This window comes from Streptococcus parasanguinis, from assembly GCF_000963275.1.
GTDB classification, from domain to species: Bacteria; Bacillota; Bacilli; order Lactobacillales; family Streptococcaceae; genus Streptococcus; species Streptococcus parasanguinis_B.
In genome coordinates this window covers 579,684-602,326 of the sequence record NZ_JYOW01000001.1, presented here as the reverse complement: position 1 = coordinate 602,326, position 22,643 = coordinate 579,684, and the positions used below count along the sequence as shown (strand labels likewise).

The following is a 22,643-nucleotide window of genomic DNA, read 5'->3' as shown; positions in this document are numbered from 1 at the left end:
TCCTCTATAAACTTTCAAGCCAGGCCTCATCTTCTACCTGGATTCCTAATTCTTGTGCTTTGGTTAACTTGCTACCAGCGTCACTACCTGCAACGACCAAATCTGTTTTTTTGGAAACCGATCCAGTCACCTTAGCGCCCAGACTTTCTAATTTTGTCTTGGCTTCTGAACGCGTGAGTCGCTCTAGCTTCCCAGTCAAAACGACTGTCATTCCTGATAGGGCCGCATCAGCAGCGACTTTCTCACCAAGATAGTCCATATTGACGCCAGCTTCTTTAAGCTCTTGCAATAGGCGCTTGGATCCTTCTTGTGCGAAATAACGCTTGAGGCTTTCAGCCACGACCATACCGAGACTGTCAATGCTGGCAATTCGTTCTGGATCAGCTGTAGCCAATTGATCGAGGTCATGGAATTCTTGGAGCAAGATTTGACTAACCTTGCTACCGACATGGCGGATCCCCAAACCAAAGAGTAATTTCTCAGCTGAATTCTCTTTTGAAGCTTGAATGGCTTCATAGAGTTTTTCAGCAGATTTTTCTTTAAAGCCTTCTAAGGTCAATAGATCCTCGACTGTCAGACGATAGATCCCAGCTACATCCTCTACCAACTGAGCGGCGAAGAGTTTCTCTACAACAGCTGGACCCAAGCCTGTGATATTCATAGCATCCCGACTGGCAAAGTGGCTCAATCCTTCCTTAATCTGTGCTGGACAGAGCGGATTGATACAGCGAAGGGCTACCTCATCCTCGAAATGAAGCAACTCACTCTGGCAGCTTGGACAATGAGTTGGAATGGCTAATGCTTGATCAGAGACTCGCTTATCTTTAACAACACGCAAGACCGCAGGAATGATATCACCCGCCTTGTAGACGATGACGGTATCATCCTGATGAATATCTTTTTCAGCAATATAGTCCACATTGTGCAAGGTTGCCCGACTAACAGTGGTTCCTGCTAGCTGGACTGGAGTTAGATTGGCAGTTGGCGTGACAACACCGGTCCGTCCAACCGTCCAATCCACCGATAGAATTTTCGCTTCTTTTTCTTCAGCTGGAAACTTATAGGCGACAGCCCATTTAGGAGCCTTAACGGTAAAGCCTAGTTCTTCTTGAACAGCTAGGTCATTGACCTTGATGACGATCCCATCGATATCGTAGGGAAGATCCTCTCGAAGCTGAGCTACTTTTTGGATAAAGTCCCAAATTTGCTCCATATCCTCAGCCAGCACTCGCTCTTGGTTCACGACAAAGCCTAAGCGGGCTAATTTCTCAAGCACGCCTTCCTGACTGCTTTGATCTGTCGGGCTCACTTCTTGATACAAGAAAGTTGCAAGATTTCGCTTGGCCACGATTTTCGTATCCAATTGGCGAAGCGTTCCTGCAGCAGCATTCCGTGGATTAGCAAACTCCGGCTCGCCGTTTTCTTGACGGATCTGATTGACCCGATCAAAGGAAGCCCGTGGCATATAGCACTCGCCTCGAACTGTAATGTTCACTGGCTCTGGTAACACTAAAGGAATGTCCTTGACCCGCTTGAGGTTCTCTGTAATATCCTCACCGACAGAACCATCCCCACGTGTCGCCCCCGTTACGAGGACTCCATTTTCATAGGTGAGGGAAATGGACAAGCCATCGATTTTCAGCTCACATACATAGCTGATAGAAGGAAATTCCTTACGGACACGCTGATCAAAGGCTTCTAATTCTTCACGCGAAAAAGCATCCTGCAAACTATAAAGGGGATACTGGTGCTGGTATTTGGTAAAGCCTTTTAAAACCACCCCACCTACACGGTGAGTTGGACTCTCTGGTAAGATCTCATCAGGATGAGCGGTTTCTAGTTCCACCAACTCTCGATATAATTGATCATATTCACTATCTGAAACAGATGGAGCGTCTTTTGTGTAATACTCGTAAGCATATCGATTGAGTAATTCCACTAATTCTTTCATTCTGGTTTTCATGTTCTTATTTTATCATAAAATCTTAATTTAGCCTTGAATTTACTGCATTCTTAGCATTAAAAAAAGGAGCCAAAGCTCCCTTTTCTTATTTTGTAAAATCGATCCGTTTAGAAAGTTGATTGATCACAATCGCTCCAAAAATCAAGGATGCGAATTCACCCAATCCCATAGTCAACCAGTTATAGAGGAATGGTTGGCCTTGAAGGTAGTATAGTTCCAAGGCAATCGTAAACATGGAGATGGAAAAGAAAATCGCAAACAAGAAATGGTCCAAGCGAATAAGACCGTCAAACAAGAACTTGTTTTTGAATCGACCAAATAGAATGAGTCCAAGTCCTAAGAAGACAAAGGTTGAACCTCCACCAACAAAGACATCGATCCATCCAAAACTAAATAAGTTAGCAATCATACAACCAAGCGTCACCGCAATCAAGTACTTCTTATTGTAAAAAGCTAAGAAATTCATCATTTCCGAAACACGGAATTGATAGCCATAGTAGGCCATAGCGTTGAGAGGTGGGGTAATGGTCAATACGATATAAATCGCAGCAACAATGGCAATTTGTGCCATATCACGAGCAGTTAACTGTTTCATTTATTCTCCTTTAGCGGTTTTCCCGCGTGTAATATGCTTGGCGAAAGGATCTTAAGCACCAAGGGTTGAAGGTTTGATTTCTTCAACCTTTCAAGTATAGCATATTTTGAGGTTTTATGGTAGACTGAATTTATGAAAACACTAATTAAAAAATTTTTTGATAATGAAATTTTATCCTATCTCTTTTTTGGAGTTGCCACAACCATTGTTTCCGTCGGAACCCGCCTCTTCATCTATCATGTGTCTCGTGATGAACGATTAGCGACCGCGATTGGAAACATTGCCGGGATCCTCTTTGCCTTTGCGACCAACGATACCATTGTCTTTAAACAAGAAAGAAAGGGCTGGTTTCAGCGCTTGATCCGATTTGCGATTGCGCGCTCTGGAACCTTTATACTGGACATGGCCTTGACTGAGATTTTTGTCAAGCAGTTCCCAGGAATTATCGGTCAATTCGTCCACAACAACAAGAGCCAGATCAATCTAATCGAAACCCTCTTTGCACAAGTGGCCATTGTGGTCCTCAATTACGTCTTTAGTAAACTCTTTGTCTTTAAAAACAAAAATAAGGCTTGAAACGATTGTTTCAAGCCTTATTACTTTAAACTTCTATACTTGCATGTTCTGCACTTAATTGATAGATGGTGCCTTCAACCCCAAAATAATCCTTGGCTAGATCTTTCAATTCCTGCATGGCTGTTTGTGCCCGTTTGGCCTGTTCTTCGTTGATGGCCTCAATCACCAAAATAGCGTCCTTGGTATCTTCTGTTAACATGGTTCTTTGAGCCTCACGCCAATTCAAACAACGGCAAACGGCGCCTTCTTGGTCGTAGTAGATGATCTCCCCTTCCAAAGCTGGTGCATCTTCTTCAGCTCCTAATGGAAAGAAAGGTTCGCCTCCTTTCGCTTGTCCTAGAGAAAGTCCACCCACCAATTTATCCATATCTTCTCCCCCACAAGGAAGAGCATAAGCCATCGAAACGCTATTGTAAAGATCCACCAAAGGATTAATCGGATAAAATTCACGACCCTGGTGAACCCGTTTTAAGAGTGCTTCGATTGAAGATCGGGCTCCTTTTTTTGTTTTAAACTTGCTAAAAGCTTGGCGCCACTCTTGAACGAACCCACTCTGGGTATAGTTTTCTTCATCGATAAATTCCCATGCTCTCTTGGCACCCTTGTCCAACAATTCTTTGAAATAAGGATCCTTGGCTTCATCTACTGTATTATCAATGCCATACAAGGACATCACTGTAATTCTAGCTGTCGGGAATAAATCCCAAAATGCTTGATCGACTGTTACTTTCATTGCTTTACCTCACTATAATTTCTTTTTTTACCTTTTTTAACCAGTTCCCAATCCAAGGTGATATTCTCACGAACTCGGATGAGGTACTCTTCTAACTGTGCGACTTCTTTTTTGGAAAATCCTTTTAAAGCAGTTCTCTCAGAGTAAAGATGCTCCCCTAAAATGAAGGGATAAATCTGCTTACCTTTTTCAGTTAACTCCCATTCCTTTGTTTTGAGATTTTCCCCTCTCGGACGTTGCTGAATCAAGCCACGCTCTTCTAGTTTTTTTACGGACCTTGCAACGGTGGATCGATCTACTTTCAAGAGGTCAGAGAGTTCTTCCTGAATCATTCCAGGTTGCTCTGCAATTCGCACCAGGTAGAGATATTGACCACGTGCTAAATCTAAATCTCTAAATTCGATATTTGCAATAGAATCCAGAGCTCGCGCAATGATACCAATCTCACGCAAAATACTCATCTCACTCCTCCTTTCCTATTGACAATAGCATAACACATTTTTATTGCAAATGCAATAAAAATAGATAAGAAAAAAAGAGGCTGGGACAAAAGTCCTAGCCTCTCAATTATTTTTGAATTGTCGAGCAAGACGCAGTGGTTGAGTGGGCTCTACTACGCTGATCCCATCAGCTTTTACAGCCCTACTCAACTGTGCGGAGGTGGGACGACGAAATCGAATTCTAACGAATGACCGATTTCTGTCCCACTCTCCCTTATTCCGTTTTTTCTTTTTTTATCAAGCGTAACCGACGCTTTAATTTTTGTGAAACTTCTTTATGCCGGAAGGCCACTTCTTCTGATTTTAATTTGGAAACAATTTCTCCATTACGCGTTTGGAATTTGGCTTCTCTGGCAAATTGGATGCTGGCGTTTAAAATACAACCAATAATCATGATTTTAGCTACCAAGATAAACCAAAACATAATAACCGCTAGGACGACCGAACCGAAGAAACGAGCATCTAAGAAATGACTCACATAGCGATCTACATATTTCCAAAAGATATTCAAGATTGCATACAGGACAACAACCACAAAAGTCGCCCCTGGAAAAACATATCTAAATTTTGGAATTTTAACATTTGGAAGGGTGTAATAAAGCAAGACTAGACTGACAAAGAGCAAGAGGTAGATGGTTGGCTCTGTCAAATTCAATAAACGTACATAAATTGTCCGATCAAATGAAAAGGTCTGATAGAGATAGCGGACGATCATTTTTCCAAACATGGAAAGGATGAGCGAGAGCCCAAACAAACCCTGCAAGGCAAAACTGATCAGAAAGCTAAAGAGTCGCCCCCAGATAATACCACGCTCCTTTTCCACCCCGTAACTCTTGTTATAGGCTTTTTGGAGGTAGGCAATACTCTGAGAGAAGATCCACAAAGCGGAAACAATCGAAAAACTCAGTAATCCTGTCGAGGGTTTGGTCAACACGCTCGAAATCATCTGTGCCACTATTCGATATAAGGAGGCTGGCAAGACTTTTTGTAAGCTCAAAAGAATCTGGGTAGGACGAATATGAAAGTAAGGCAAGATATTTGCTGCAATCAGCATCAAAGGGAAAATGGAGATCAGCAAATAATAGGCAACTGCAATACTGGTGATATCAGACTCTGCACTCTGATAAAACCGCACGAAGCCCTTTATAAATGGCTGAGCCAGTACTTTTTGTAGGACCTTTTTCATTCCTCACCTCCCCATTTTACTAAAAAAGAGCAAAGAGCGAAACCAGACACGTGCCTTCAGCTCCATTCTTTCCTCTCAATCTTTTAGTAAGTTCCTTCTTCACCTTGACTAGTTAGAATCACTGGACCATCTTTTGTAATCACAAATTGATGCTCGTATTGACAAGAAAGGCCACCGTCGAGGGTCTTATGGGCCCAACCAGTTTCCATATCAGTATCAATCTCCCAAGTACCGGTATTGATCATTGGCTCAATCGTCAAGACCATCCCTTCACGCAAACGAAGACCGCGTCCAGCACGACCGTAATGCGGTACCATTGGTTCTTCATGCATGGTAGGGCCGACACCGTGGCCGACCAAGTCACGCACCACGCCATAGCCTTTGATTTCCGCATACTCTTGAATCGCTGCGCCAATATCTCCCAAGCGATTGCCTACGACTGCTTTCTCAATTCCTTTGTAAAGACATTCTTTAGTCACGTCCATCAAATCTTTGACTTCTTGCGAAACATTTCCAACCGCATAAGCCCAGCAAGAGTCCGCCAAGCCACCAGTATAGGACTCAGTGTATTTCTTCACTTGGGCTACATTATCAAAATCTAATTTTGAAACATCCAGAACAGACTTGTCGAGTGGCTCAGATAAGACCATATCTATCTTGAGGAGATCACCATCTTTCAGGATAACATGACGGGGAAAGGCATGGGCAACCTCATCATTTAAACCGCAACAAGTCGCGTAAGGATAGTCCATGAGACTGCCTTCTACTCCAATTTGAAGTGGTAAGACATTGGCTTCTTTACAGCGACGGCGGACATATTCTTCTACTTCCCAAAGGTCAAGCCCTGGCTTGATCAAGTCACGCAATCCAATATGGATGCTGGCAAGGAAATCTCCTGCACGATCCATGGCTTCAATTTCACGTTGTGATTTTAATGTAATCATTGTCTCCTCATTTCTTTTGTTTAATTAATCTTAATCGTAATGGTTGCTTTCGCGACTAGCTGCAGATCTAAATATAAGCTAAAATCAACCAAAGCCGAACGTCTGGTTCGCCGAACAAGCTGTGGTTCAATGCGGATCACATCATCCACCTGTACAGCCTGTAAAAAATTGATGATTAACTGTTCGACAATTAAGCTACGCCCACTGTGTTGCATCATCTTGCGAATAACCTTCATCAGCACTTCGATCATGACCCCATTGGCCAAAACACCGCTTTTCTCCAGCATACTTGGCTCCACTGTGAATTGGTAATGGTCGTTCTCTGTTTGAATCTTTTGGCCAATCTGCTCACTAAAAGTTGGTAAGCTCGAAAACTGCACCTTGCTAATCCGATCCATGACATCCCGACGCGTAATGACACCCAGCAAGGTCTGGTTAGTACGAACAACAGGAATCATCTCATAATCTTCAGCGATCATCCGTTGGCTAATCGTTGCAATGCTGGTGGACAAATTAGTGGTAAAAATAGTCCGTGACATCACCTTATCCAGGGTCGTCTGAGGCGCCTTATCTCCAGCATCTCGCATGGTCACAACCCCAACCACCATCTGGTGTTGATTGACAACCGGAAAGCGGCTAAAGCGATTTTTCCGGACTAAATCCAAATAATCCCTTACCGTATCGGTTTCAGAAAGATAACCATACTCATGAAAAGGCCGATAGACCTGCTCCACCGTCAAGATATCTGTCTTGATCTGCATGTTAGACAAAGCCTTATTGATCATAGTAGCAACGGTATAGGTATCGTGTGAAGTTCGAATGACTGGGATTTGTACCTGATTGGCCAGATCAATCACATCTTCACTCACCTCAAAGCCACCTGTCACCAAGACTGCATTGTCATGCTTTAATGCCAATCGTTGAATGCTGGTGCGGTCTCCCACGATCAAAAGGCCCCCTTCAGACACATAGTCTAGGACGTGCTTCTCCGTCATGGCACCGATGTAGAATTTATTAAATTCTTTTTCGAGCCCCTCTTCACCAGCTAAAATTTCCGAACCGGTAATTTCCTGGATTTCTCGATATGTCAAATGCTCTAGTACAGCCTTTTTCGATTTAACACGGATGGTCCCACTTCTAGGACGCGTTTCTACAATTCCTTGATTTTCAGCTTCTTTAATGGCACGATAAGCCGTTCCATCACTGACATTCAAAAAATTGGAAATACTCCGAACACTGACTCGTTTTCCAATCGGTAATTTTTCGAGGTAATCTAAAATCTCTTGGTGTTTACTCATAGAAGTCCCCTCTACCTAGGCGGAAATCATAATAATCGCGCATTTTACGCGTATAACGGTCACTCCCTTTAAATTGTCGAAAGAGACGAAAGCCAGTCTTTAAAGCGACCTTTTGACTCCCTGCATTTTCAACATGGGTGACAATCTTAAGCTCCTTCAGTTGAAATTTCTCAAATGAGAGATAAACCAACTCTTTGACCGCTTCAGTCATGAGGCCCTTTCCCCAAAAATCTTTGCGTAAAAAGTAGCCTAACTCAGCCTCACCTTTGATTTCATCCAACTTTTCAAATTTGATGGAGCCGATCATCTGATTGGTTTCCTTATCACAGATGGCCCAAACCCCCAAAGGATTTTTCATGAAATAGTTGGCTAGTACATACTGGGTTTCGGCAAGATCTGCTTGTGCAGGAAAGATAAATTGTAAATTTTCAGGATTAGAAGCAATCTTATAAAAATCTTCCGCATCCTCAAAGAGAAAAGGTCGTAAATACAACCTTTGTGTTTCAATTAGTGAATTGGCAGCTAAGTGCGTCCAAATATTCATCTCAAACTCCATAGTTCGTGTAACCAGCTGCCACTATCAGATCTCTAGCTCTGTCACTATTCCTCCACCAACTGGATATTTGCTCCAAGTTGGGTCAATTTATGAATAATATCTGAATACCCGCGAAGGATGTATTCCACATTTGTAATTTCTGTTGTTCCAGAAGCCATGAGACCTGCGATCACTAAAGCCGCACCAGCTCGAAGATCCGTCGCTTTCACACTGGATCCTGTCAATTGATTTGGCCCTTCATAGATAATGTGGTCGTTCAAGGTCGAGATAGTAGCCCCCATTTTAGCCAATTCTGGCACATGGTTGACCCGTTTTTCATAAATCGTATCAACAATTCGCCCACGTCCTGCTGCTGTTAAGAGCAAAGGTGTGATCGGTTGTTGCAAATCAGTCGCAAAACCAGGATAAGGAGAGGTTTTGATCTGGATGGCCTTCAAGCCTGTTTGTTTTTCTACAAAGATGCTATCTTCAGAAATGGTCATGCGCACACCCATTTCCTCTAACTTGGCAATATAGCTCTCTAAATGCTCGTACAAGACATTATTGATCTGAATACCTTCTCCGATAGCAGCCGCAAGCGCAATATAAGTTCCTGCTTCGATGCGATCAGGAATCACCTGATGTCTCGTTCCATGCAAATGTGAAACACCATCAATGATAATCATATCTGTCCCTGCTCCACGAATATGGGCTCCCATATTGTTAAGCAAGGTCACCACATCAATAATTTCAGGTTCCCGCGCAGCATTTTCGATCACTGTCCGACCTTCAGCCTTGACGGCCGCCAAAATCGTATTGATCGTTGCACCGACACTCACAGTGTCCATATAGATATTCGCACCTTGAAGAGGCTTGCCATCTGTCGCAAGCTTCATACTGGAACCATCCATAGTCATGGCAGCCCCCATCGCTTCAAAGGCCTTCAAATGCAAATCGATCGGACGTGGTCCAAGGTCACACCCACCAGGTAGTCCAACAGTTGCTTGACCATAGCGTCCTAACAAGCTACCATAGAAATAATAGGAAGCTCTTAAACTGTTGATCTTTCCAAATGGCATGGGCATATTCTTCACCCCACGTGGATCAATGATCAAACTGTCTTCTTTGCGCTCGATCGTAGCCCCCATGATAGTCATGATGTCAATCAGACTTGCAACATCTGAGATATCCGGTACCCCATCAAGGGTCACGATGTCATCCGCCAGAATGGTCGCCGGAATCAGGGCTACTACACTATTTTTTGCACCACTAATGGTCACCTCTCCTTTTAAAGGGCGACCACCATTTATTACAATTTTTTTCATCTTAATAATTCATTAGCTCTTTCAAGTCTTTTTCCTTTTACTATCGTTTTTTTCAACGGAAATAAAAGGGACAACGTATTTAAAATACTGCATCTATTATACCACAGATCGACCTATTTTTCCATCTGTAGGAATTTTCAAAACGAAAAAAAGCTAGGATCATCTTGACCCTAACTTTTACATTTCAACGAATTATTTTACAGCTTCTTTCAAGGCTTCTACCCTATCCAAACGTTCCCATGGAAGATCGATATCCGTCCGTCCCATATGGCCATAAGCCGCTGTTTGACGGTAGATTGGACGTTTGAGGTCAAGCATTTGGATGATTCCTGCTGGGCGAAGGTCAAAGATTTGACGCGCTGCTGCTTCTAATTTGCTCTCAGCAACAGTACTTGTACCGAAAGTATCGATACGAACAGAGACAGGTTGAGCAACCCCGATCGCATAAGCCAATTGCACTTCTGCTTTCTTAGCAAGACCAGCTGCCACAATATTTTTAGCAATGTAGCGAGCGGCATAAGAAGCGGAACGGTCCACCTTAGTTGCGTCCTTACCAGAAAAGGCACCACCACCGTGACGTGAATAACCACCATAGGTATCGACGATGATCTTGCGACCTGTCAATCCTGAGTCCCCTTGAGGTCCACCAATAACAAAGCGTCCTGTTGGGTTGATGAAGAATTTAGTCTCATCATCTAAGTAAGAAACTGGAATTACTTCTTTGATGACCTTGTTAATCACATCTTCGTGGATTTGTTCATTGCTGACTTCTGGATCGTGTTGGGTTGAAATAACAACTGTATCCACGCGCACTGGGCGGTCGTTTTCATCGTACTCAACAGTGACCTGCGATTTCGCATCTGGACGAAGATAGCTAATTTCACCAGACTTACGTAGCTCTGCCAAGCGACGAACCAACTTGTGACTGAGTGAAATTGGCAATGGCATGAGTTCTTCTGTTTCATCCACCGCAAAACCAAACATTAGACCTTGGTCACCAGCACCAATCAAATCGAGTGGATCTTGATCTGCATTCCCACGAACTTCCAAGGCTTCATTAACACCTTGGGCAATATCAGGAGACTGCTCTACCAATGATGGATGCACTCCTACAGTTTCAGCAGAGAAACCATACTCTGTATTGGTATAACCAATTTCTGCAATGGTATCACGAACCACACGGTTAATATCGACATAAGCATTTGTTGAAATTTCACCGAAGACATGGACTGAACCTGTATAAACAGCTGTTTCAGCAGCCACGTGTGCTTCTGGGTCTTGCTCTAAAATAGCATCCAAAATAGCATCTGAAATTTGGTCTGCAATCTTATCTGGATGCCCCTCAGATACTGATTCAGACGTGAAAAGTTTACGTTCTGACATAAAAATGTCCCCCCCTTAAAAAATATTGTTATAGAGTTACAAAGTACTGATAGACAGTCTATCACCTTATCGGGACCATATAACACTTCATTATAACATAATTTCCCTGAAAGCTTCTTTGTTTCTAAAAAGAAAAAGATATAGTTTTAAACTATATCTTTTAACTCACTCTTTTTTCTTTACTACCCCGAGAACCAATCCATATGAGGATTACTAACAGAATCGATACAGGCCTACGGGTCCAAAAAAAGGAGAGCCCAAAAAATATTATCGCTGCAGTTAAAAATCCTGTTTTACCACTCTTCATTCCTAACCAAAGTAAAATCGTTGCAATAAGATAAAACCCATGATGAATAAAAGCAAAAACTAGATATAGGCTAGCATAGCTTCCTGAATTAATGAGTTCAGTAAAAAGAAAACTGAGGCTTAACACAGTTATAGCCAAAGATGTCAATAGCCAAGGTGAATTTAGTGAAAGCCCTTTTTGATAGTTGCCAGAATCAGCTTGGCTTTCACTCCCCTCAGGATTTTCATTTATCATTTCATCACTTTTGCCATTCAATTTCAACAGTTCAATTTCAGAAATTTCACTTATTTCCTCCAATCCATTCTCAGGTACCGCTTCTACAGCATATTTATCAAAAACACCATTAACACGACACACTTGATAAATAGATAAAACGAAGTAAAAAATTAGGGAACTATATACCAGTTTACACTAGACACAAGATATAGTATTTTCGAGAATATCAAAAAAGGCGACTTCCAAACGGAAGTCGTCTTTTTTATGCTTATTTCAAAAATTCATACTCAAATAAAAATGGCACAATTTCAGAATTATAATATTCTTTTATCATTGTTTTCAATGTATTCAAGTGTCCGTTTAATTCGGGATAGTTATAGATTGTTTTATCATTTTCATCTTTTTCAGATGTGTTAAGTTCATCAATAATCTGATAAACTGAATACGTCAATTTAGAATTATAATTTTCCGTTTTCTTAGCTTCTGTTAGGACTTTTTCCCATTGTTCAAATAAAGCAGTCTCTTTAGAACCTTGTTTCAATTTTGCTAAGTTGACTGTTGCTAGCGTATCTCCATTAGAGTTATCCAGTGACAACTCATTGCGGTAGAATCGTCCATCAGAACCATATAAACTTCTCATGTGATTTTGCGTTTCAAGTGTTGTGAAGAGCAGAATTTTCAATAAGTCTTGTTCAATCTTGTTACTTGATACAGCTTTATTAAAACGTTCAGCGCCATCAGCAGATTTCATAATATTAGCACGCTGTGTCCAGTGACGATTATAAGTAATGTAGCGACTGGCGGCAAACATTGGGAGCTTTTCGATGAAATTGTCTTTTCTTAATGGGAAATACCCTGCACCATTATATAGACTAGCAACTAGTAGAGAAGAAGCCAAGTCAGGATTGTCAAAATTCACTCCAGAAGCTCGCAAATAGCCAATTAGATTGTTATTTATAATTGTCTGAGAAGTAATTTTATTCGTGCCTACTAATTTTGCTCCATTTAACCCCAATACAAAATCAGATAATTTATCGTCACTAAATTTCCGTTTGTCGTAATACACATTACTATATTTCGTATAAATACGATTGATGGTTAAATCTTCTTCTTGTAAGATTTCGTTATTGGCTATATTGAATGCTTCAAGGGTAATATTATCTAATTTTTCATCTACATTTGACCAAAGAATACAAGAAACTAACGCATCAATTTTAGTGTGAAAATGTCTTCGGTTGAAAGCAAATCCACTTTCAAACTTTTTATCAATGAGATGAATTTCTTTCCAATATTTGATTGGGCTATAAATAATGTAACTATCAGTAGGCTGACGAAGATAATATTTGAAACCACTCCAAATAAAGATATTTCCCATCTCATTTACACCCATTCCCTTGATTTCTTGTTTCATCTGTTTCATTAAATAACTTTGTTTCCATTGAGATGATGATGAAGTCTTTTTTGCTTTTTGATGTTCTATACTGCGTGTATCTGCGTAGGGTGGGTTTTCATACAAAATAATTGTTACTTTTGGGTCGTTGATATAGCGTTGAATAATTTCATTATTGATATATTCCTCGCTAAGAGCATCCGCTCCTCGGACTAGCCCCATATTAAAAGTATCTTCTTTTTCAGTTGGTGGAATGATATGACGGACTTTATCTCCAAGCAATTCCAGCAGAACTTTGTATTCATAATATTCTATAGTTGAAAGAACACAGTGACTTAATTCCTCGTCGCTCATCAATTTCTCAAGGTTTCCAGTTCCGGCACATCTATCCAAAATAATATAATCATTTCCTTCTGGAACACGTTTAATAGCTTGTCGGACTAGCTCCAATGACTTTTGAACATAAGGTTCAGGAGTGTAGAAAGCTCCTAAATTTTTCTTTTGCAAATTATCATTGAGTTTATCCATCAAATATTGAAATTGAACATTAGTTTCACCGATATAAGGATTGATAAACTCTTTTAGTTTCTCAGGTTTCCGAATTTCACCAATAATTTTAACTTTACCAGTATGGTCACCGATAAAATCAGACTTTTTAGCTCCTTTGTTTTCACGATAAAAACGTTCTGCCCAACCAACAATACAGTTTTCGTCGATGTTAATTTTTGTATATTGCTTTGAACGTAGTAAAGTAATAAGACGACTTTCGTCTAGTTGACTTTGACCGTATTCTAAAACTTCAAGAGGAGCATCAGAAGAAAAACCAGAGGTTTTTACACTTGCACCACCAAAATATACTTTTTCGATATGTATTAAATATTCCTGACTATCAAAAACGTAGATTTTTTCATTCGTTAGCGACACAAGCAGAATGTTTTTGGGAATTTCTTTTCCTTTGATTCTCCGAGCGGATAGATATTTGATGGCTTGGAATAGAACAGTGTTAATATCATTGATAACAACTTTAAATTCAATCAGATTTCCATTTAGAATACCATCTGTATAATCCGTTAAAATATCATCTGTTTTCAAAGTTTTATCAACAAGAGGTAGATAATCTTGATAAAACTTGAGTTGTCCGTCAACTTCGTTTGAGAAATGGTTAGGCATATTGTAGCTCCCCATTTCTCTCTAAAAACAACTCAGAAAACTCAACATAAAAAGCCTTCTCACAAAAATGTGAAAAAGCCTGTTTTAATGCTTGACAAAAAACACGCCCGATTACATAATCAGTGTGAGCTGTGAGCTGTGAGCTGTGAGCTGTGAGCTGTGAGCTGTGAGCTGTGAGCTGTGAGCTGTGAGCTGTGATTGCGTTCATAATACTTAATTTCCTTTATTTTTGATACTTCTATTATATCAAAATTTTGGAACCTTGCATAGTAGAAGTTTACATTTTTATTGACAAATATTCTTGTTTTCGATATAATATAATCAAGAAGTAAGGAGTATCAGTTATGAAGTTTGAGTTTAAGTCATTATTTGATTTACAATCTGCTTTTCCAGACGAACAGTCATGTATTGACCATTTAGAAAATATGATTTGGGGCGATGTGATTATCAGCCCTTTTGATGCTACTTCAAAGGTCTACAAATGCAAAGGTAACAAATACCGTTGTAAAAATACTGGAAAATACTTCAATGTCAAGACTGGTACTCTTTTTGACAATACTAAAATTGAACTTCGTAAATGGTTTATGGCAATTTGGCTTGTGACTTCTCACAAAAAAGGAATCTCATCTGTACAATTATCAAAAGATATTGGTGTTACGCAAAAAACAGCTTGGTTCATGCTGGAACGTATCCGTAAGTGTTTTAGTTCTGAAAACAACAATAGTCTTGATGATGTTGTGGAAGTTGATGAAACCTACATAGGTGGTAAAAACAAGAACCGTCATAACTCCAAAAAAGTCAAAAATGCTCAAGGGCGTTCATTGAAAGACAAATCTGCTGTAGTAGGTATGGTACAACGTCAAGGTAAAGTTAATGCTCATCATGTTCCAGATACAAAGACGAAAACATTGACTGAACAGATTGTCAAATACGTAAAGGAAACAGCTCAACTTTACACAGATGAATGGCTGGGTTATAATAAAGTAGCTAAGATGTATAATCATGACTTTGTTAATCATGGAATTAGTGAGTATGTGCAAGGTGATGTTTATACCAACACGATTGAAGGCTTTTGGGCTGGATTGAAACGTGGAGTATTAGGAATTTACCATTCGTGGTCTAAGAAATATCTTCAAGACTATGTAGATGAATTTGTTTTTCGTTATAATACTCGTGACTATTCGGATAGTGAGCGTTTTAATCTCCTAATTTCAAATGCCTGTGTCCGAACTAAATACAGGGAGCTGATTTATGGCTACTAATACATTACATGACCTGCATTTTGAATTGGAAAGGTCTATCGCTCGTAGAGTTGATAGTAAGCTGATTGGTTATCAGGTCAGCCTTTCAGATGGTTTTTACAATAAATACACCAAACTCTGGGATAAGACCTATTCCTTTGATTTTGTTACTGAACATCGCTCTTTTTATACTCAACTGACAAAACGTTGTGTTTATGACGTACTTGGAGATAGTCAAAAGAAAATTGACAGAAAGGCTATTGCCAAACAAATGGCAGAGTTAGAAGCCTTGGTTGATATTGCAGAAAGTAAAGAGGAGTTTCAGAACTTTTTTGAGAAAAAATACAGTCTCAAATTTCCTAATTTGAACGATTGCATTTATCAGAAGAAAAAAGAGTTATCTGATTTTGACAAAAAACTTTGGATAGCAATGCACTATAACCCTAGAAAAGATGAGGGGGAATAATAATGACAACATGGTACGATTACATGGTGAGAGCTAGTGAACATGCTGGAAGTGACGGTGATTTGTGGTTTCGCTATCTTTATAAGGTCATTAAAGATGAGGAGACTAAACTAACTACTGATGATGTAGAGCAATTGTTGAAAAATCCTACCTTAACACCTTTCCAAAAAATAACCCTTCAAGATGCTTTAACAGAAGGCACACACACAAGAGAACACGTTTTGCAGGCGAACCGTAAAAGTCAGCCAAAAGATATTTTGAAACTCTTTAGAGAGGGTAACTATGGATAAGAAAGTTTTATTTGAGGCTCTCAATACAGAATTAGCTAAGGAAAATATTGACCTAGAAATTATCTGTGTTGGTGGCTTTGTCCTCGAATACTACAACCTTCGAGGAACACAAGATGTTGATGCTTTTTATCAAGAAGATGTTAAAATCAGAAGCATTATTGAGAAAGTTGGCGATGATTTTGACGTGAATGAGCCTGATGAGTTATGGCTGAACAACAATGTTGCAAATATGAATAAAATACCGCCACTGTCTATCTGTGAGAAGGCATTTAGCTATTCAAATTTGACTGTTTTTGTACCACCATTATCTTACATTCTCGGAATGAAACTAGACAGCGGACGAGATAGAGATAGGCAGGATGCTGGGGAAATTATTAAACTAGTGAAAATTCGTTCTATAAAAGATATTATCAATAAACTCAAAGAATATGGTTTTCAACCAGACCTTTCATTGATATTGGAAGTATTTGAGATAGCCTATGGTATGGAATGGTTGGCAGAATATATGAGTGAACATTATGAAGAATTTAGACATTATTAAAAGACGGTTTCCGTTTGGAAGTCGCCTTTTTTGATATTCTCGAAAATACTATATCTTGTGTCTAGTGTAAACTGGTATATAGTTCCCAAAAATTAATGTAGCAGGTGAATAATAAGGTTGCCCGAAATAAGCAATTATTTTAACCGAACATAGTAGCAACAAGATAGTCGAATACAATTTTAAGGATTTTAAATCTTCTTTCGTCATTAAGATTAAAAATAGTAAAACGACAGCAGCATTAAAGGCAAACTTAAGAAAAAAATGGATGGTTGCATCAGAAAAAACTGCAAAAAATGGTGAGCTATAATTAGACAGTTCGAAAGTCGCTAATCCTAGGCCAAGAAAACAAGTCCCAGTTTGCCAACTACGTCTACTCTTCCACGAAAGCAAGAGCTGTTTCAGCTCCACATTCATTAGTAGCATAAAAGTAGACAGAGAGCAAATACCAATTATAATTACTAGTATAAATAACTTGTTTAGATGAAAATTAAAAATTAATAGATCAGTAACAAAGTAACTAACTAATAAAATTAAAAGCCCTACCAATCCTTCAACATTTAGTTTTCTCTCCTGAATTTTCCATAAAAACCAGCAGATGAAACCATAGATAGGTAATTCTAATAGACTAGTTAGTGACACTAGAGGATCCGAGCTATTTCCACTGGAAAATTCTAGAGCTCCAGTTATCCAAACAGACGAAATATAAAGAATGGCAACTAAATAAATTAGTCCCTGGTACCATTTTTTTCGAGACATATAACTCCCTCCATAATAAAACTAAAGTATAAATTGATTTATTATCTCTCATTATAACACAGATTGTAACCGCTATCTCTAACTTTACTTACTATATAAAAAAGATAGGATTTATCCTCCCATCTTCTATCCTCACTCTCCATTATTAAACATTACAGTTCCAATAAAAACCAGTGTTGTCATTATAAGGGATGAAAAGAAAAATAACGACCAAGCAGGATCATGCGCCACAATCATCGAAACAAAATAAATACCTGCAGCTATGTAAAGAGTTGTTTTGTTGCCCATCCTTTTCCCGTACCAGAGCAGGATGGTCGCAATAATAAAACAAAGGATATGGCGCCATAGGAAAGCTAGAATCAAAATTCCCCACTCTCCTAACGCAACTCCAGCACATACAAGGAAGCCAAGATAGCCGAGAGCTATGCAAAAAGCTAGAGTTAGAGCCACTGAAGTAGGAACAGATTTTTGTTGATCTTGCTCAACAATTGGTGGCTGAACAGGATTTTCTTGGCCTTGTTCCGCCATTGGTGGCTGAACATATTTTTCTGGCATTCCCTCTTTTTCTTGGTTTGTTTCAGAATGTAGATGTTGATCTGTCATTGTTATCTCCTAACTTTCTTATTAATCCTTTTTAATAATAGCACTTCAAAATAGACAGGAAGACCTGATATAAATATGGTATTCATCGACCCAAATCCTTTATTGACTAGGATTGTTTACACCTACCTCATATTTCAATAGCTTTTCTCTTCTTTAACCAGGAGTGTTCCGATTAAATCCAGAACACCTAAACATAAGGGAGCAATTCGAAATATTTCCCAGTCTGGATCAAAAGCCAAGATGATTGACAGCAGATAGAGTCCAATACTCGCATAAAGAAGGCTTTTATTTCCCTTCTTCATCCCTAGTCGAATTAGAAAGACCCCAATCGCAAGACTTAATAAGTTTGGACCAAGGAAAATCAAAACGACAAATCCCCATCCATAACCCGAAAGTGCAAATAAAGAGACAAACAATACAAGATAGATAATGGATAAGTAAAAGGTCACTGAAAGAAGAATAGAATGTAAGCTATTTTCTTTTGGAGGATTCTGAACAAATACAGAATTGGGATGATCTTCACTGATCTTACTAGGTTCGATATTTTCTTCAAAATGTTTCTCTTGGTCTGTCATCACGGTTTCCTACCTTTCATATAACAACAACCCCAGGTCCCTGGGCGAATAAGAAAATTAGATAGCAAATTTTACGTATCATCACACTCTCCTTCCTCTAGACGAATCAGCCAAGCGTGATCTCAAAAACAAGCTTTCTATTAGATCTATATCAATTTTTAGACAGGATTTTTTTAAATGAAGTCTGCCTCTACAATAGCTTCTTTAACCACTTCCAATGGGAGATGAATCAGTTCTACTTCTTTTTCACGGTAGAGGTATTCGGCATATTCATCGATGCGGTATTGATGGATGTATACCACCCGCTTGCAGCCAACTTGGAGTAACTGTTTAGTACAATTGAGACAAGGAAAATGCGTGACATAAGCTGTGAAGCCTTTGGGAATTCCTCTTTCAGCTCCTTGCAAAATAGCATTAACTTCCGCATGAATCGTCCGAACACAGTGTCCCTCGACCATGAGGCAGCCATCCTCTAAACAATGATCTGTTCCAGAAACAGACCCATTATAGCCAGTTGCAATGACCTTATTATCCTTAACCAGAACAGCCCCTACTTTCGCCCGATTACAGGTCGCCCGATTCGAAATCAGTAAGGCCTGAGCTGCAAAATACTCATCCCATGCTAGTCGATTGTGTGTCACCTTTAGGTCCTCCATCTAATATGATTGCTCCTATAATTGATTTCATTATAGCATGAAATCAGCAAGAAAAAAAGACTGAGAAAATCTTCTCAGCCTCATAAAAATTATTTACCAAGTTTTGCTTTCGCTGCGTCTGCAAGAGCTGTGAAAGCTGCTGCATCGTTAACAGCCAAGTCAGCAAGCATTTTACGGTTTACTTCGATCTCAGCCAATTTCAAACCATGCATCAATTGTGAGTATGAAAGTCCGTTCAAACGAGCTGCCGCATTGATACGTGTGATCCACAATTTACGGAAGTCACGTTTCTTTTGACGACGGTCACGGTATGCATAGTAGTAAGAGTTCATTACTTGTTCTTTTGCAGTACGGAACAAGATATGTTTAGCTCCATAGTAACCTTTAGCTAATTTAAGAATACGTTTACGACGTTTGCGTGATACAACGCCACCTTTAACACGTGCCATTTATATTTCCTCCAATATTTCCTAGAATTCTTTACTTACGAATACGCGATTATTTCAAGCGAGTAAGCATTGCTTTGATACGTTTGAAATCTCCTGAATGCACCATAGATGCTTTACGAAGATGACGACGTTGTTTCTTAGTTTTTCCGTGGAAACGGTGAGAAGTGTAAGCACGGAAACGTTTAAGTCCACCAGAACCTGTACGTTTGAAACGTTTAGCTGATGCGCGGTGTGTTTTTTGTTTTGGCATGATATTTTCTCCTTTTTATAACTTTCTGACAGATTATTTCTTGTCAGTTGCTGGTGCCAACTGCATGAACATTTGACGACCATCCATTTTAGCACGTTGTTCGATGATAGCAATATCTTGAGTTGCTTCAGCGAAATCGGCTAAAACTTTTGCCCCAATCTCTTTATGGGTGATCATCCGACCCTTAAAGCGAATGGAAACCTTCACTTTGTTCCCTTTTTCAAGGAACTTGCGAGCATTGCGAAGTTTTGTATCGAAATCACCCTTGTCAATAACTGGGCTCAAACGAACTTCTTTCACGGTCACAACGCTTTGTTTTTTGCGTTGTTCTTTTTGTTTCTTCTGGTACTCAAATTTGAACTTTCCGTAGTCCATAATTTTTGCAACAGGAGGTTTAGCTTGAGGTTGAATGAGAACCAAGTCAACATTAGCGTCGTCCGCAAGTGCTTGCGCTTCGCTAAGTGGTTTGATACCCAATTGCTCACCTTCAAGACCGATTAAGCGAACTTCACGTACACGAATTTCATCATTGATGAATAAGTCTTGCTTTGCTATGGTTTTCACCTCTTTTTTATTATTCGAGAAAAACAAAGAACGGACCTGCAATACAGGCCCGAACTACATGATGTATTTCATTACTGAAACTTGATCCGTAGGGGCCAGGCAACTTGCGTCACAAGGCGAGAAGTTCTCACTTCTGCTTTTCTCAACTTTTATATGATATCAAGTTTTTTATTCTTTGTCAAGAAGTTTTTTTGCTTTTTCTTCAATAAAATCCACAACGTCTGCAATGCCAACACCCGTTGTGTCAAAATGAATGGCATCTGCTGCAGGTTTCAAAGGAGACACGGCACGGTGGCTGTCCTTATAGTCACGTTCGGCGATTTCTTTTTTTAACAATTCAAGATCTGCTGTAATACCCTTTTCAACATTTTCCTTGTAGCGACGTTCTGCACGTTCTTCCACAGAAGCCACCAGAAAAATCTTCAATTCTGCATTTGGTAAGACAACCGTCCCAATATCACGACCATCCATGACGATCCCACCTTGGGATGCAATCTGTTGTTGCTGAGCTACCAAGCGCTCACGGACAGGAGCCAAGGCAGATACCCAAGAGACATTGTTGGTCACTTCATTGTCACGAATTGGATGAGTCACATCGACATCAGCCACGAAGACTAATTGCTGACCGTCTTCAGAGCGACCAAAACTGACAGGATATTGGTTCAGTAGATCAACCAACTGGTCAACATCTGCTTCAGTCAGTTCATTCTGAAGAGCCAAATAGGTCGCTGCACGATACATAGCACCTGTATCGAGATATGTGTAGCCTAGATCCTTGGCAATGATCTTTGCAACCGTAGATTTTCCACTAGAAGCCGGTCCATCAATGGCAATTTGAATTTGTTTCATGCTGTCCTCAACTCCTACTGAATCTTAACGACATCACCAGGATTGGCATACCAAGATCCTGTAGACATGTGAGATGGATTTAACTGTTCCAATTGGGCAATGGAAATACCTGCACGTGCAGCAATCGCTGCTTCACCTTCACCTGCTTGAACAGTGATCGTGCCTTCTTCAGAGTTCTCATCTTTTGAACTATCTTCAGTAGCCGCTTGGTCCGTCTGTGCTGCAGGGGCTGATGATTTCTGTTCAACCTTAGTCTCTCCATTGTAGAAACCAGACATTTGTTTGGATTTATTGCTGCCACCTGTTGAAAGGAAAATCAACAAGCAGACCATCGCCACTACTACTACAAAGAAAATAATAGCTAAAATCGTCAACAGACGATCTGCCTTTATTCCATTTAACTTGCTCGTTCTTTTCAATGTTTCTTCTCCATCATCGTAAATATCTTCTTCCCATGGTTCTTTTGCCATGACTTCCTCCTTGTTTTTTCTCGTAAAAATCATTACAATAGAAGTATGAAAGTTACGTTAATTCCAGATCGTTGCATCGCTTGCGGTCTCTGTCAGACCTATTCTGAAATATTTGATTACCATGACAATGGCATCGTTAAATTTGCTGCTGAAGACGACGACCTCCTTGAAAAGGAAGTTCCTGTCACAAACGATGTTCTCGAGGCTATTAAAGAATGCCCCACTCATGCTCTCTTAAAAGATTAAGAGGGCTTTTTTATTTATCTGCATAATACATCTCGTAATAATCCACATGGATGAAGTTGTCCGTCAAGACCACTTCACCTTTGAAAGATGAATTTAAGGCAAGTGCATTGATAAAGTATTTTTTCGGCCATTTGCGCATGCAGAAAGTCCGACTACGCGAACCATCATTAAAAATGAGTTTGATCGACTTCTTATTTACTTCTACCTTTTCAATCGAGTCAATCTTCACCCTGATTGGAGTAAAAGGATTAGCTGTAATAATCCGCAAGATCCCATCCTCATAAATCGTGAAGTACCGATGGACCCCAATCGCGAGCAAGACCATAAATAAAAAGAACGAAAACAAAACTAGCGTTGGCACACTAGAGCTCTCATACATCAAGGCCAGTCCAATAAAGACCGGAATCACTGCAATGGACCAATAAGTCACAAGAATGGATAAGTCCGGCTGCCAATGATAATGGACCTTTCCGAATATCTTAATCATGAGCGTACCCCCATCTAATAGTTTAGCATAAAAAACAAAAAAAAGGGAGCCCGACAGCCAAAATCACAAAGATTTTTAA

At 39.9% G+C, this 22,643-nt stretch carries 29 protein-coding genes, 1 riboswitch and 1 other annotated feature; of the genes, 6 read left to right on the top strand and 23 right to left on the bottom strand.

Going from position 1 to position 22,643, the window contains the following annotated elements; all coding sequences use genetic code 11:
* Window positions 1–4: 4 nt before the first annotated feature.
* A complete protein-coding gene (gene ligA / locus TZ97_RS03010; RefSeq protein ID WP_045759325.1) occupies window positions 5–1,963 on the bottom strand; it encodes an NAD-dependent DNA ligase LigA in 1,959 nt (652 codons plus the stop codon).
* Window positions 1,964–2,048: 85 nt separating this feature from the next.
* The gene (locus TZ97_RS03005; RefSeq protein WP_045759324.1) at window positions 2,049–2,558 is read right to left on the bottom strand and encodes a QueT transporter family protein; all 510 of its coding nucleotides are present in this window, start codon (window positions 2,556–2,558) and stop codon (window positions 2,049–2,051) included.
* Window positions 2,556–2,662, bottom strand: a riboswitch (PreQ1 riboswitch). Its footprint overlaps the gene before it by 3 nt.
* A gap of 28 nt (window positions 2,663–2,690) precedes the next feature.
* Between TZ97_RS03005 and TZ97_RS03000 the strand changes: the two genes are divergently transcribed.
* Entirely contained in the window at window positions 2,691–3,134 is a 444-nt protein-coding gene (locus TZ97_RS03000; RefSeq protein ID WP_021153029.1) for a GtrA family protein, read from the top strand.
* A 25-nt stretch (window positions 3,135–3,159) separates the two neighbouring features.
* Here the strand turns inward: TZ97_RS03000 and TZ97_RS02995 are convergent, their stop codons facing one another.
* The 11 genes from TZ97_RS02995 to TZ97_RS02945 form a co-directional block, all read right to left on the bottom strand.
* Window positions 3,160–3,867, bottom strand: coding sequence for a B3/B4 domain-containing protein (locus tag TZ97_RS02995; RefSeq protein ID WP_045759323.1), 708 nt, complete (start codon window positions 3,865–3,867; stop codon window positions 3,160–3,162).
* A complete protein-coding gene (locus TZ97_RS02990) occupies window positions 3,864–4,328 on the bottom strand; it encodes a MarR family winged helix-turn-helix transcriptional regulator (protein WP_045759322.1) in 465 nt (154 codons plus the stop codon). The genes TZ97_RS02995 and TZ97_RS02990 overlap by 4 nt, the downstream gene beginning before the upstream one ends.
* Window positions 4,329–4,581: 253 nt before the next feature.
* Window positions 4,582–5,553: a YihY/virulence factor BrkB family protein gene (locus TZ97_RS02985; protein WP_045759321.1), complete on the bottom strand. Its 972-nt coding sequence runs from the start codon at window positions 5,551–5,553 to the stop codon at window positions 4,582–4,584.
* Window positions 5,554–5,636: 83 nt separating this feature from the next.
* Entirely contained in the window at window positions 5,637–6,497 is an 861-nt protein-coding gene (locus TZ97_RS02980; protein WP_045759320.1) for a methionyl aminopeptidase, read from the bottom strand.
* A gap of 20 nt (window positions 6,498–6,517) precedes the next feature.
* Window positions 6,518–7,795 (bottom strand): CBS-HotDog domain-containing transcription factor SpxR, encoded by a 1,278-nt coding sequence (gene spxR, locus TZ97_RS02975; RefSeq protein WP_045759319.1) that lies wholly within the window; start codon window positions 7,793–7,795, stop codon window positions 6,518–6,520.
* Window positions 7,788–8,339, bottom strand: coding sequence for a GNAT family N-acetyltransferase (locus tag TZ97_RS02970; protein ID WP_045759318.1), 552 nt, complete (start codon window positions 8,337–8,339; stop codon window positions 7,788–7,790). Before TZ97_RS02970 ends, spxR begins: the two co-directional genes overlap by 8 nt.
* Before the next feature lie 56 nt (window positions 8,340–8,395).
* A complete protein-coding gene (locus TZ97_RS02965; protein ID WP_045759317.1) occupies window positions 8,396–9,655 on the bottom strand; it encodes a UDP-N-acetylglucosamine 1-carboxyvinyltransferase in 1,260 nt (419 codons plus the stop codon).
* 192 nt (window positions 9,656–9,847) lie between these two features.
* Entirely contained in the window at window positions 9,848–11,038 is a 1,191-nt protein-coding gene (gene metK, locus TZ97_RS02960; protein WP_045759316.1) for a methionine adenosyltransferase, read from the bottom strand.
* A gap of 160 nt (window positions 11,039–11,198) precedes the next feature.
* Entirely contained in the window at window positions 11,199–11,702 is a 504-nt protein-coding gene (locus TZ97_RS02955) for a hypothetical protein (protein WP_152620210.1), read from the bottom strand.
* A gap of 127 nt (window positions 11,703–11,829) precedes the next feature.
* Window positions 11,830–14,121 carry a hypothetical protein gene (locus TZ97_RS02950; protein WP_045759314.1) on the bottom strand — a complete coding sequence of 764 codons (2,292 nt, stop codon included), beginning with the start codon at window positions 14,119–14,121 and terminating at the stop codon, window positions 11,830–11,832.
* Window positions 14,114–14,329 (bottom strand): hypothetical protein, encoded by a 216-nt coding sequence (locus TZ97_RS02945; RefSeq protein WP_045759313.1) that lies wholly within the window; start codon window positions 14,327–14,329, stop codon window positions 14,114–14,116. Before TZ97_RS02945 ends, TZ97_RS02950 begins: the two co-directional genes overlap by 8 nt.
* A gap of 136 nt (window positions 14,330–14,465) precedes the next feature.
* On the opposite strand from TZ97_RS02945, the gene TZ97_RS02940 reads away from it, so the two are divergent.
* Genes TZ97_RS02940 through TZ97_RS02925 form a run of 4 tightly spaced genes read left to right on the top strand, consistent with a single transcriptional unit; the run spans window position 14,466 to window position 16,659 of the window.
* On the top strand, window positions 14,466–15,383 hold the full coding sequence (locus TZ97_RS02940) for an IS1595 family transposase (protein ID WP_045759312.1): 918 nt from the start codon (window positions 14,466–14,468) through the stop codon (window positions 15,381–15,383).
* Complete coding sequence (locus TZ97_RS02935; RefSeq protein WP_045759311.1) at window positions 15,373–15,828, top strand: hypothetical protein; 456 nt, start codon at window positions 15,373–15,375, stop codon at window positions 15,826–15,828. The genes TZ97_RS02940 and TZ97_RS02935 overlap by 11 nt, the downstream gene beginning before the upstream one ends.
* 2 nt (window positions 15,829–15,830) lie before the next feature.
* The gene (locus tag TZ97_RS02930) at window positions 15,831–16,118 is read left to right on the top strand and encodes a hypothetical protein (RefSeq protein WP_020902550.1); all 288 of its coding nucleotides are present in this window, start codon (window positions 15,831–15,833) and stop codon (window positions 16,116–16,118) included.
* On the top strand, window positions 16,111–16,659 hold the full coding sequence (locus TZ97_RS02925; RefSeq protein WP_045759310.1) for a DUF6036 family nucleotidyltransferase: 549 nt from the start codon (window positions 16,111–16,113) through the stop codon (window positions 16,657–16,659). The genes TZ97_RS02930 and TZ97_RS02925 overlap by 8 nt, the downstream gene beginning before the upstream one ends.
* 48 nt (window positions 16,660–16,707) lie before the next feature.
* Here TZ97_RS02925 and TZ97_RS02920 read toward each other — a convergent pair whose 3' ends face one another.
* From TZ97_RS02920 to TZ97_RS02880, 9 genes are all read right to left on the bottom strand, one after another.
* Window positions 16,708–17,415 (bottom strand): hypothetical protein, encoded by a 708-nt coding sequence (locus tag TZ97_RS02920; RefSeq protein WP_045759309.1) that lies wholly within the window; start codon window positions 17,413–17,415, stop codon window positions 16,708–16,710.
* Between the two features lie 132 nt (window positions 17,416–17,547).
* On the bottom strand, window positions 17,548–18,018 hold the full coding sequence (locus tag TZ97_RS02915) for a hypothetical protein (RefSeq protein ID WP_045759308.1): 471 nt from the start codon (window positions 18,016–18,018) through the stop codon (window positions 17,548–17,550).
* 134 nt (window positions 18,019–18,152) lie between these two features.
* Window positions 18,153–18,593 carry a hypothetical protein gene (locus TZ97_RS02910; protein ID WP_045759307.1) on the bottom strand — a complete coding sequence of 147 codons (441 nt, stop codon included), beginning with the start codon at window positions 18,591–18,593 and terminating at the stop codon, window positions 18,153–18,155.
* Between the two features lie 173 nt (window positions 18,594–18,766).
* Window positions 18,767–19,234, bottom strand: coding sequence for a deoxycytidylate deaminase (locus TZ97_RS02905; protein ID WP_200893070.1), 468 nt, complete (start codon window positions 19,232–19,234; stop codon window positions 18,767–18,769).
* A gap of 104 nt (window positions 19,235–19,338) precedes the next feature.
* Window positions 19,339–19,698 (bottom strand): 50S ribosomal protein L20, encoded by a 360-nt coding sequence (gene rplT / locus TZ97_RS02900; protein WP_000124830.1) that lies wholly within the window; start codon window positions 19,696–19,698, stop codon window positions 19,339–19,341.
* A gap of 49 nt (window positions 19,699–19,747) precedes the next feature.
* Window positions 19,748–19,948, bottom strand: a complete 201-nt coding sequence (gene rpmI / locus TZ97_RS02895) for a 50S ribosomal protein L35 (RefSeq protein ID WP_001125942.1) — start codon at window positions 19,946–19,948, stop codon at window positions 19,748–19,750.
* A 33-nt stretch (window positions 19,949–19,981) separates the two neighbouring features.
* Window positions 19,982–20,512: a translation initiation factor IF-3 gene (gene infC / locus TZ97_RS02890; RefSeq protein WP_031574167.1), complete on the bottom strand. Its 531-nt coding sequence runs from the start codon at window positions 20,510–20,512 to the stop codon at window positions 19,982–19,984.
* A 16-nt stretch (window positions 20,513–20,528) separates the two neighbouring features.
* Window positions 20,529–20,657 (bottom strand) — a sequence feature (ribosomal protein L20 leader region).
* A gap of 23 nt (window positions 20,658–20,680) precedes the next feature.
* Window positions 20,681–21,361, bottom strand: coding sequence for a (d)CMP kinase (gene cmk / locus TZ97_RS02885; RefSeq protein ID WP_045759305.1), 681 nt, complete (start codon window positions 21,359–21,361; stop codon window positions 20,681–20,683).
* 14 nt (window positions 21,362–21,375) lie between these two features.
* Entirely contained in the window at window positions 21,376–21,831 is a 456-nt protein-coding gene (locus TZ97_RS02880; protein WP_045759304.1) for an SAG1386/EF1546 family surface-associated protein, read from the bottom strand.
* 45 nt (window positions 21,832–21,876) lie between these two features.
* On the opposite strand from TZ97_RS02880, the gene TZ97_RS02875 reads away from it, so the two are divergent.
* A complete protein-coding gene (locus TZ97_RS02875) occupies window positions 21,877–22,077 on the top strand; it encodes a ferredoxin (RefSeq protein ID WP_045759303.1) in 201 nt (66 codons plus the stop codon).
* A gap of 10 nt (window positions 22,078–22,087) precedes the next feature.
* Here the strand turns inward: TZ97_RS02875 and TZ97_RS02870 are convergent, their stop codons facing one another.
* Window positions 22,088–22,564: an EbsA family protein gene (locus tag TZ97_RS02870; protein WP_045759302.1), complete on the bottom strand. Its 477-nt coding sequence runs from the start codon at window positions 22,562–22,564 to the stop codon at window positions 22,088–22,090.
* Between the last annotated feature and the right edge of the window lie 79 nt (window positions 22,565–22,643).

Bases quoted from the DNA above. Each gene is read 5' to 3' on its own strand.
- ligA (WP_045759325.1), bottom strand. From the start codon at position 1,963: ATGAAAACCAGAATGAAAGAATTAGTGGAATTACTCAATCGATATGCT.
- TZ97_RS03005 (WP_045759324.1), bottom strand. From the start codon at position 2,558: ATGAAACAGTTAACTGCTCGTGATATGGCACAAATTGCCATTGTTGCT.
- TZ97_RS03000 (WP_021153029.1), top strand. From the start codon at position 2,691: ATGAAAACACTAATTAAAAAATTTTTTGATAATGAAATTTTATCCTAT.
- TZ97_RS02995 (WP_045759323.1), bottom strand. From the start codon at position 3,867: ATGAAAGTAACAGTCGATCAAGCATTTTGGGATTTATTCCCGACAGCT.
- TZ97_RS02990 (WP_045759322.1), bottom strand. From the start codon at position 4,328: ATGAGTATTTTGCGTGAGATTGGTATCATTGCGCGAGCTCTGGATTCT.
- TZ97_RS02985 (WP_045759321.1), bottom strand. From the start codon at position 5,553: ATGAAAAAGGTCCTACAAAAAGTACTGGCTCAGCCATTTATAAAGGGC.
- TZ97_RS02980 (WP_045759320.1), bottom strand. From the start codon at position 6,497: ATGATTACATTAAAATCACAACGTGAAATTGAAGCCATGGATCGTGCA.
- spxR (WP_045759319.1), bottom strand. From the start codon at position 7,795: ATGAGTAAACACCAAGAGATTTTAGATTACCTCGAAAAATTACCGATT.
- TZ97_RS02970 (WP_045759318.1), bottom strand. From the start codon at position 8,339: ATGAATATTTGGACGCACTTAGCTGCCAATTCACTAATTGAAACACAA.
- TZ97_RS02965 (WP_045759317.1), bottom strand. From the start codon at position 9,655: ATGAAAAAAATTGTAATAAATGGTGGTCGCCCTTTAAAAGGAGAGGTG.
- metK (WP_045759316.1), bottom strand. From the start codon at position 11,038: ATGTCAGAACGTAAACTTTTCACGTCTGAATCAGTATCTGAGGGGCAT.
- TZ97_RS02950 (WP_045759314.1), bottom strand. From the start codon at position 14,121: ATGCCTAACCATTTCTCAAACGAAGTTGACGGACAACTCAAGTTTTAT.
- TZ97_RS02945 (WP_045759313.1), bottom strand. From the start codon at position 14,329: ATGAACGCAATCACAGCTCACAGCTCACAGCTCACAGCTCACAGCTCA.
- TZ97_RS02940 (WP_045759312.1), top strand. From the start codon at position 14,466: ATGAAGTTTGAGTTTAAGTCATTATTTGATTTACAATCTGCTTTTCCA.
- TZ97_RS02935 (WP_045759311.1), top strand. From the start codon at position 15,373: ATGGCTACTAATACATTACATGACCTGCATTTTGAATTGGAAAGGTCT.
- TZ97_RS02930 (WP_020902550.1), top strand. From the start codon at position 15,831: ATGACAACATGGTACGATTACATGGTGAGAGCTAGTGAACATGCTGGA.
- TZ97_RS02925 (WP_045759310.1), top strand. From the start codon at position 16,111: ATGGATAAGAAAGTTTTATTTGAGGCTCTCAATACAGAATTAGCTAAG.
- TZ97_RS02920 (WP_045759309.1), bottom strand. From the start codon at position 17,415: ATGTCTCGAAAAAAATGGTACCAGGGACTAATTTATTTAGTTGCCATT.
- TZ97_RS02915 (WP_045759308.1), bottom strand. From the start codon at position 18,018: ATGACAGATCAACATCTACATTCTGAAACAAACCAAGAAAAAGAGGGA.
- TZ97_RS02910 (WP_045759307.1), bottom strand. From the start codon at position 18,593: ATGACAGACCAAGAGAAACATTTTGAAGAAAATATCGAACCTAGTAAG.
- rplT (WP_000124830.1), bottom strand. From the start codon at position 19,698: ATGGCACGTGTTAAAGGTGGCGTTGTATCACGCAAACGTCGTAAACGT.
- rpmI (WP_001125942.1), bottom strand. From the start codon at position 19,948: ATGCCAAAACAAAAAACACACCGCGCATCAGCTAAACGTTTCAAACGT.
- cmk (WP_045759305.1), bottom strand. From the start codon at position 21,361: ATGAAACAAATTCAAATTGCCATTGATGGACCGGCTTCTAGTGGAAAA.
- TZ97_RS02880 (WP_045759304.1), bottom strand. From the start codon at position 21,831: ATGGCAAAAGAACCATGGGAAGAAGATATTTACGATGATGGAGAAGAA.
- TZ97_RS02875 (WP_045759303.1), top strand. From the start codon at position 21,877: ATGAAAGTTACGTTAATTCCAGATCGTTGCATCGCTTGCGGTCTCTGT.
- TZ97_RS02870 (WP_045759302.1), bottom strand. From the start codon at position 22,564: ATGATTAAGATATTCGGAAAGGTCCATTATCATTGGCAGCCGGACTTA.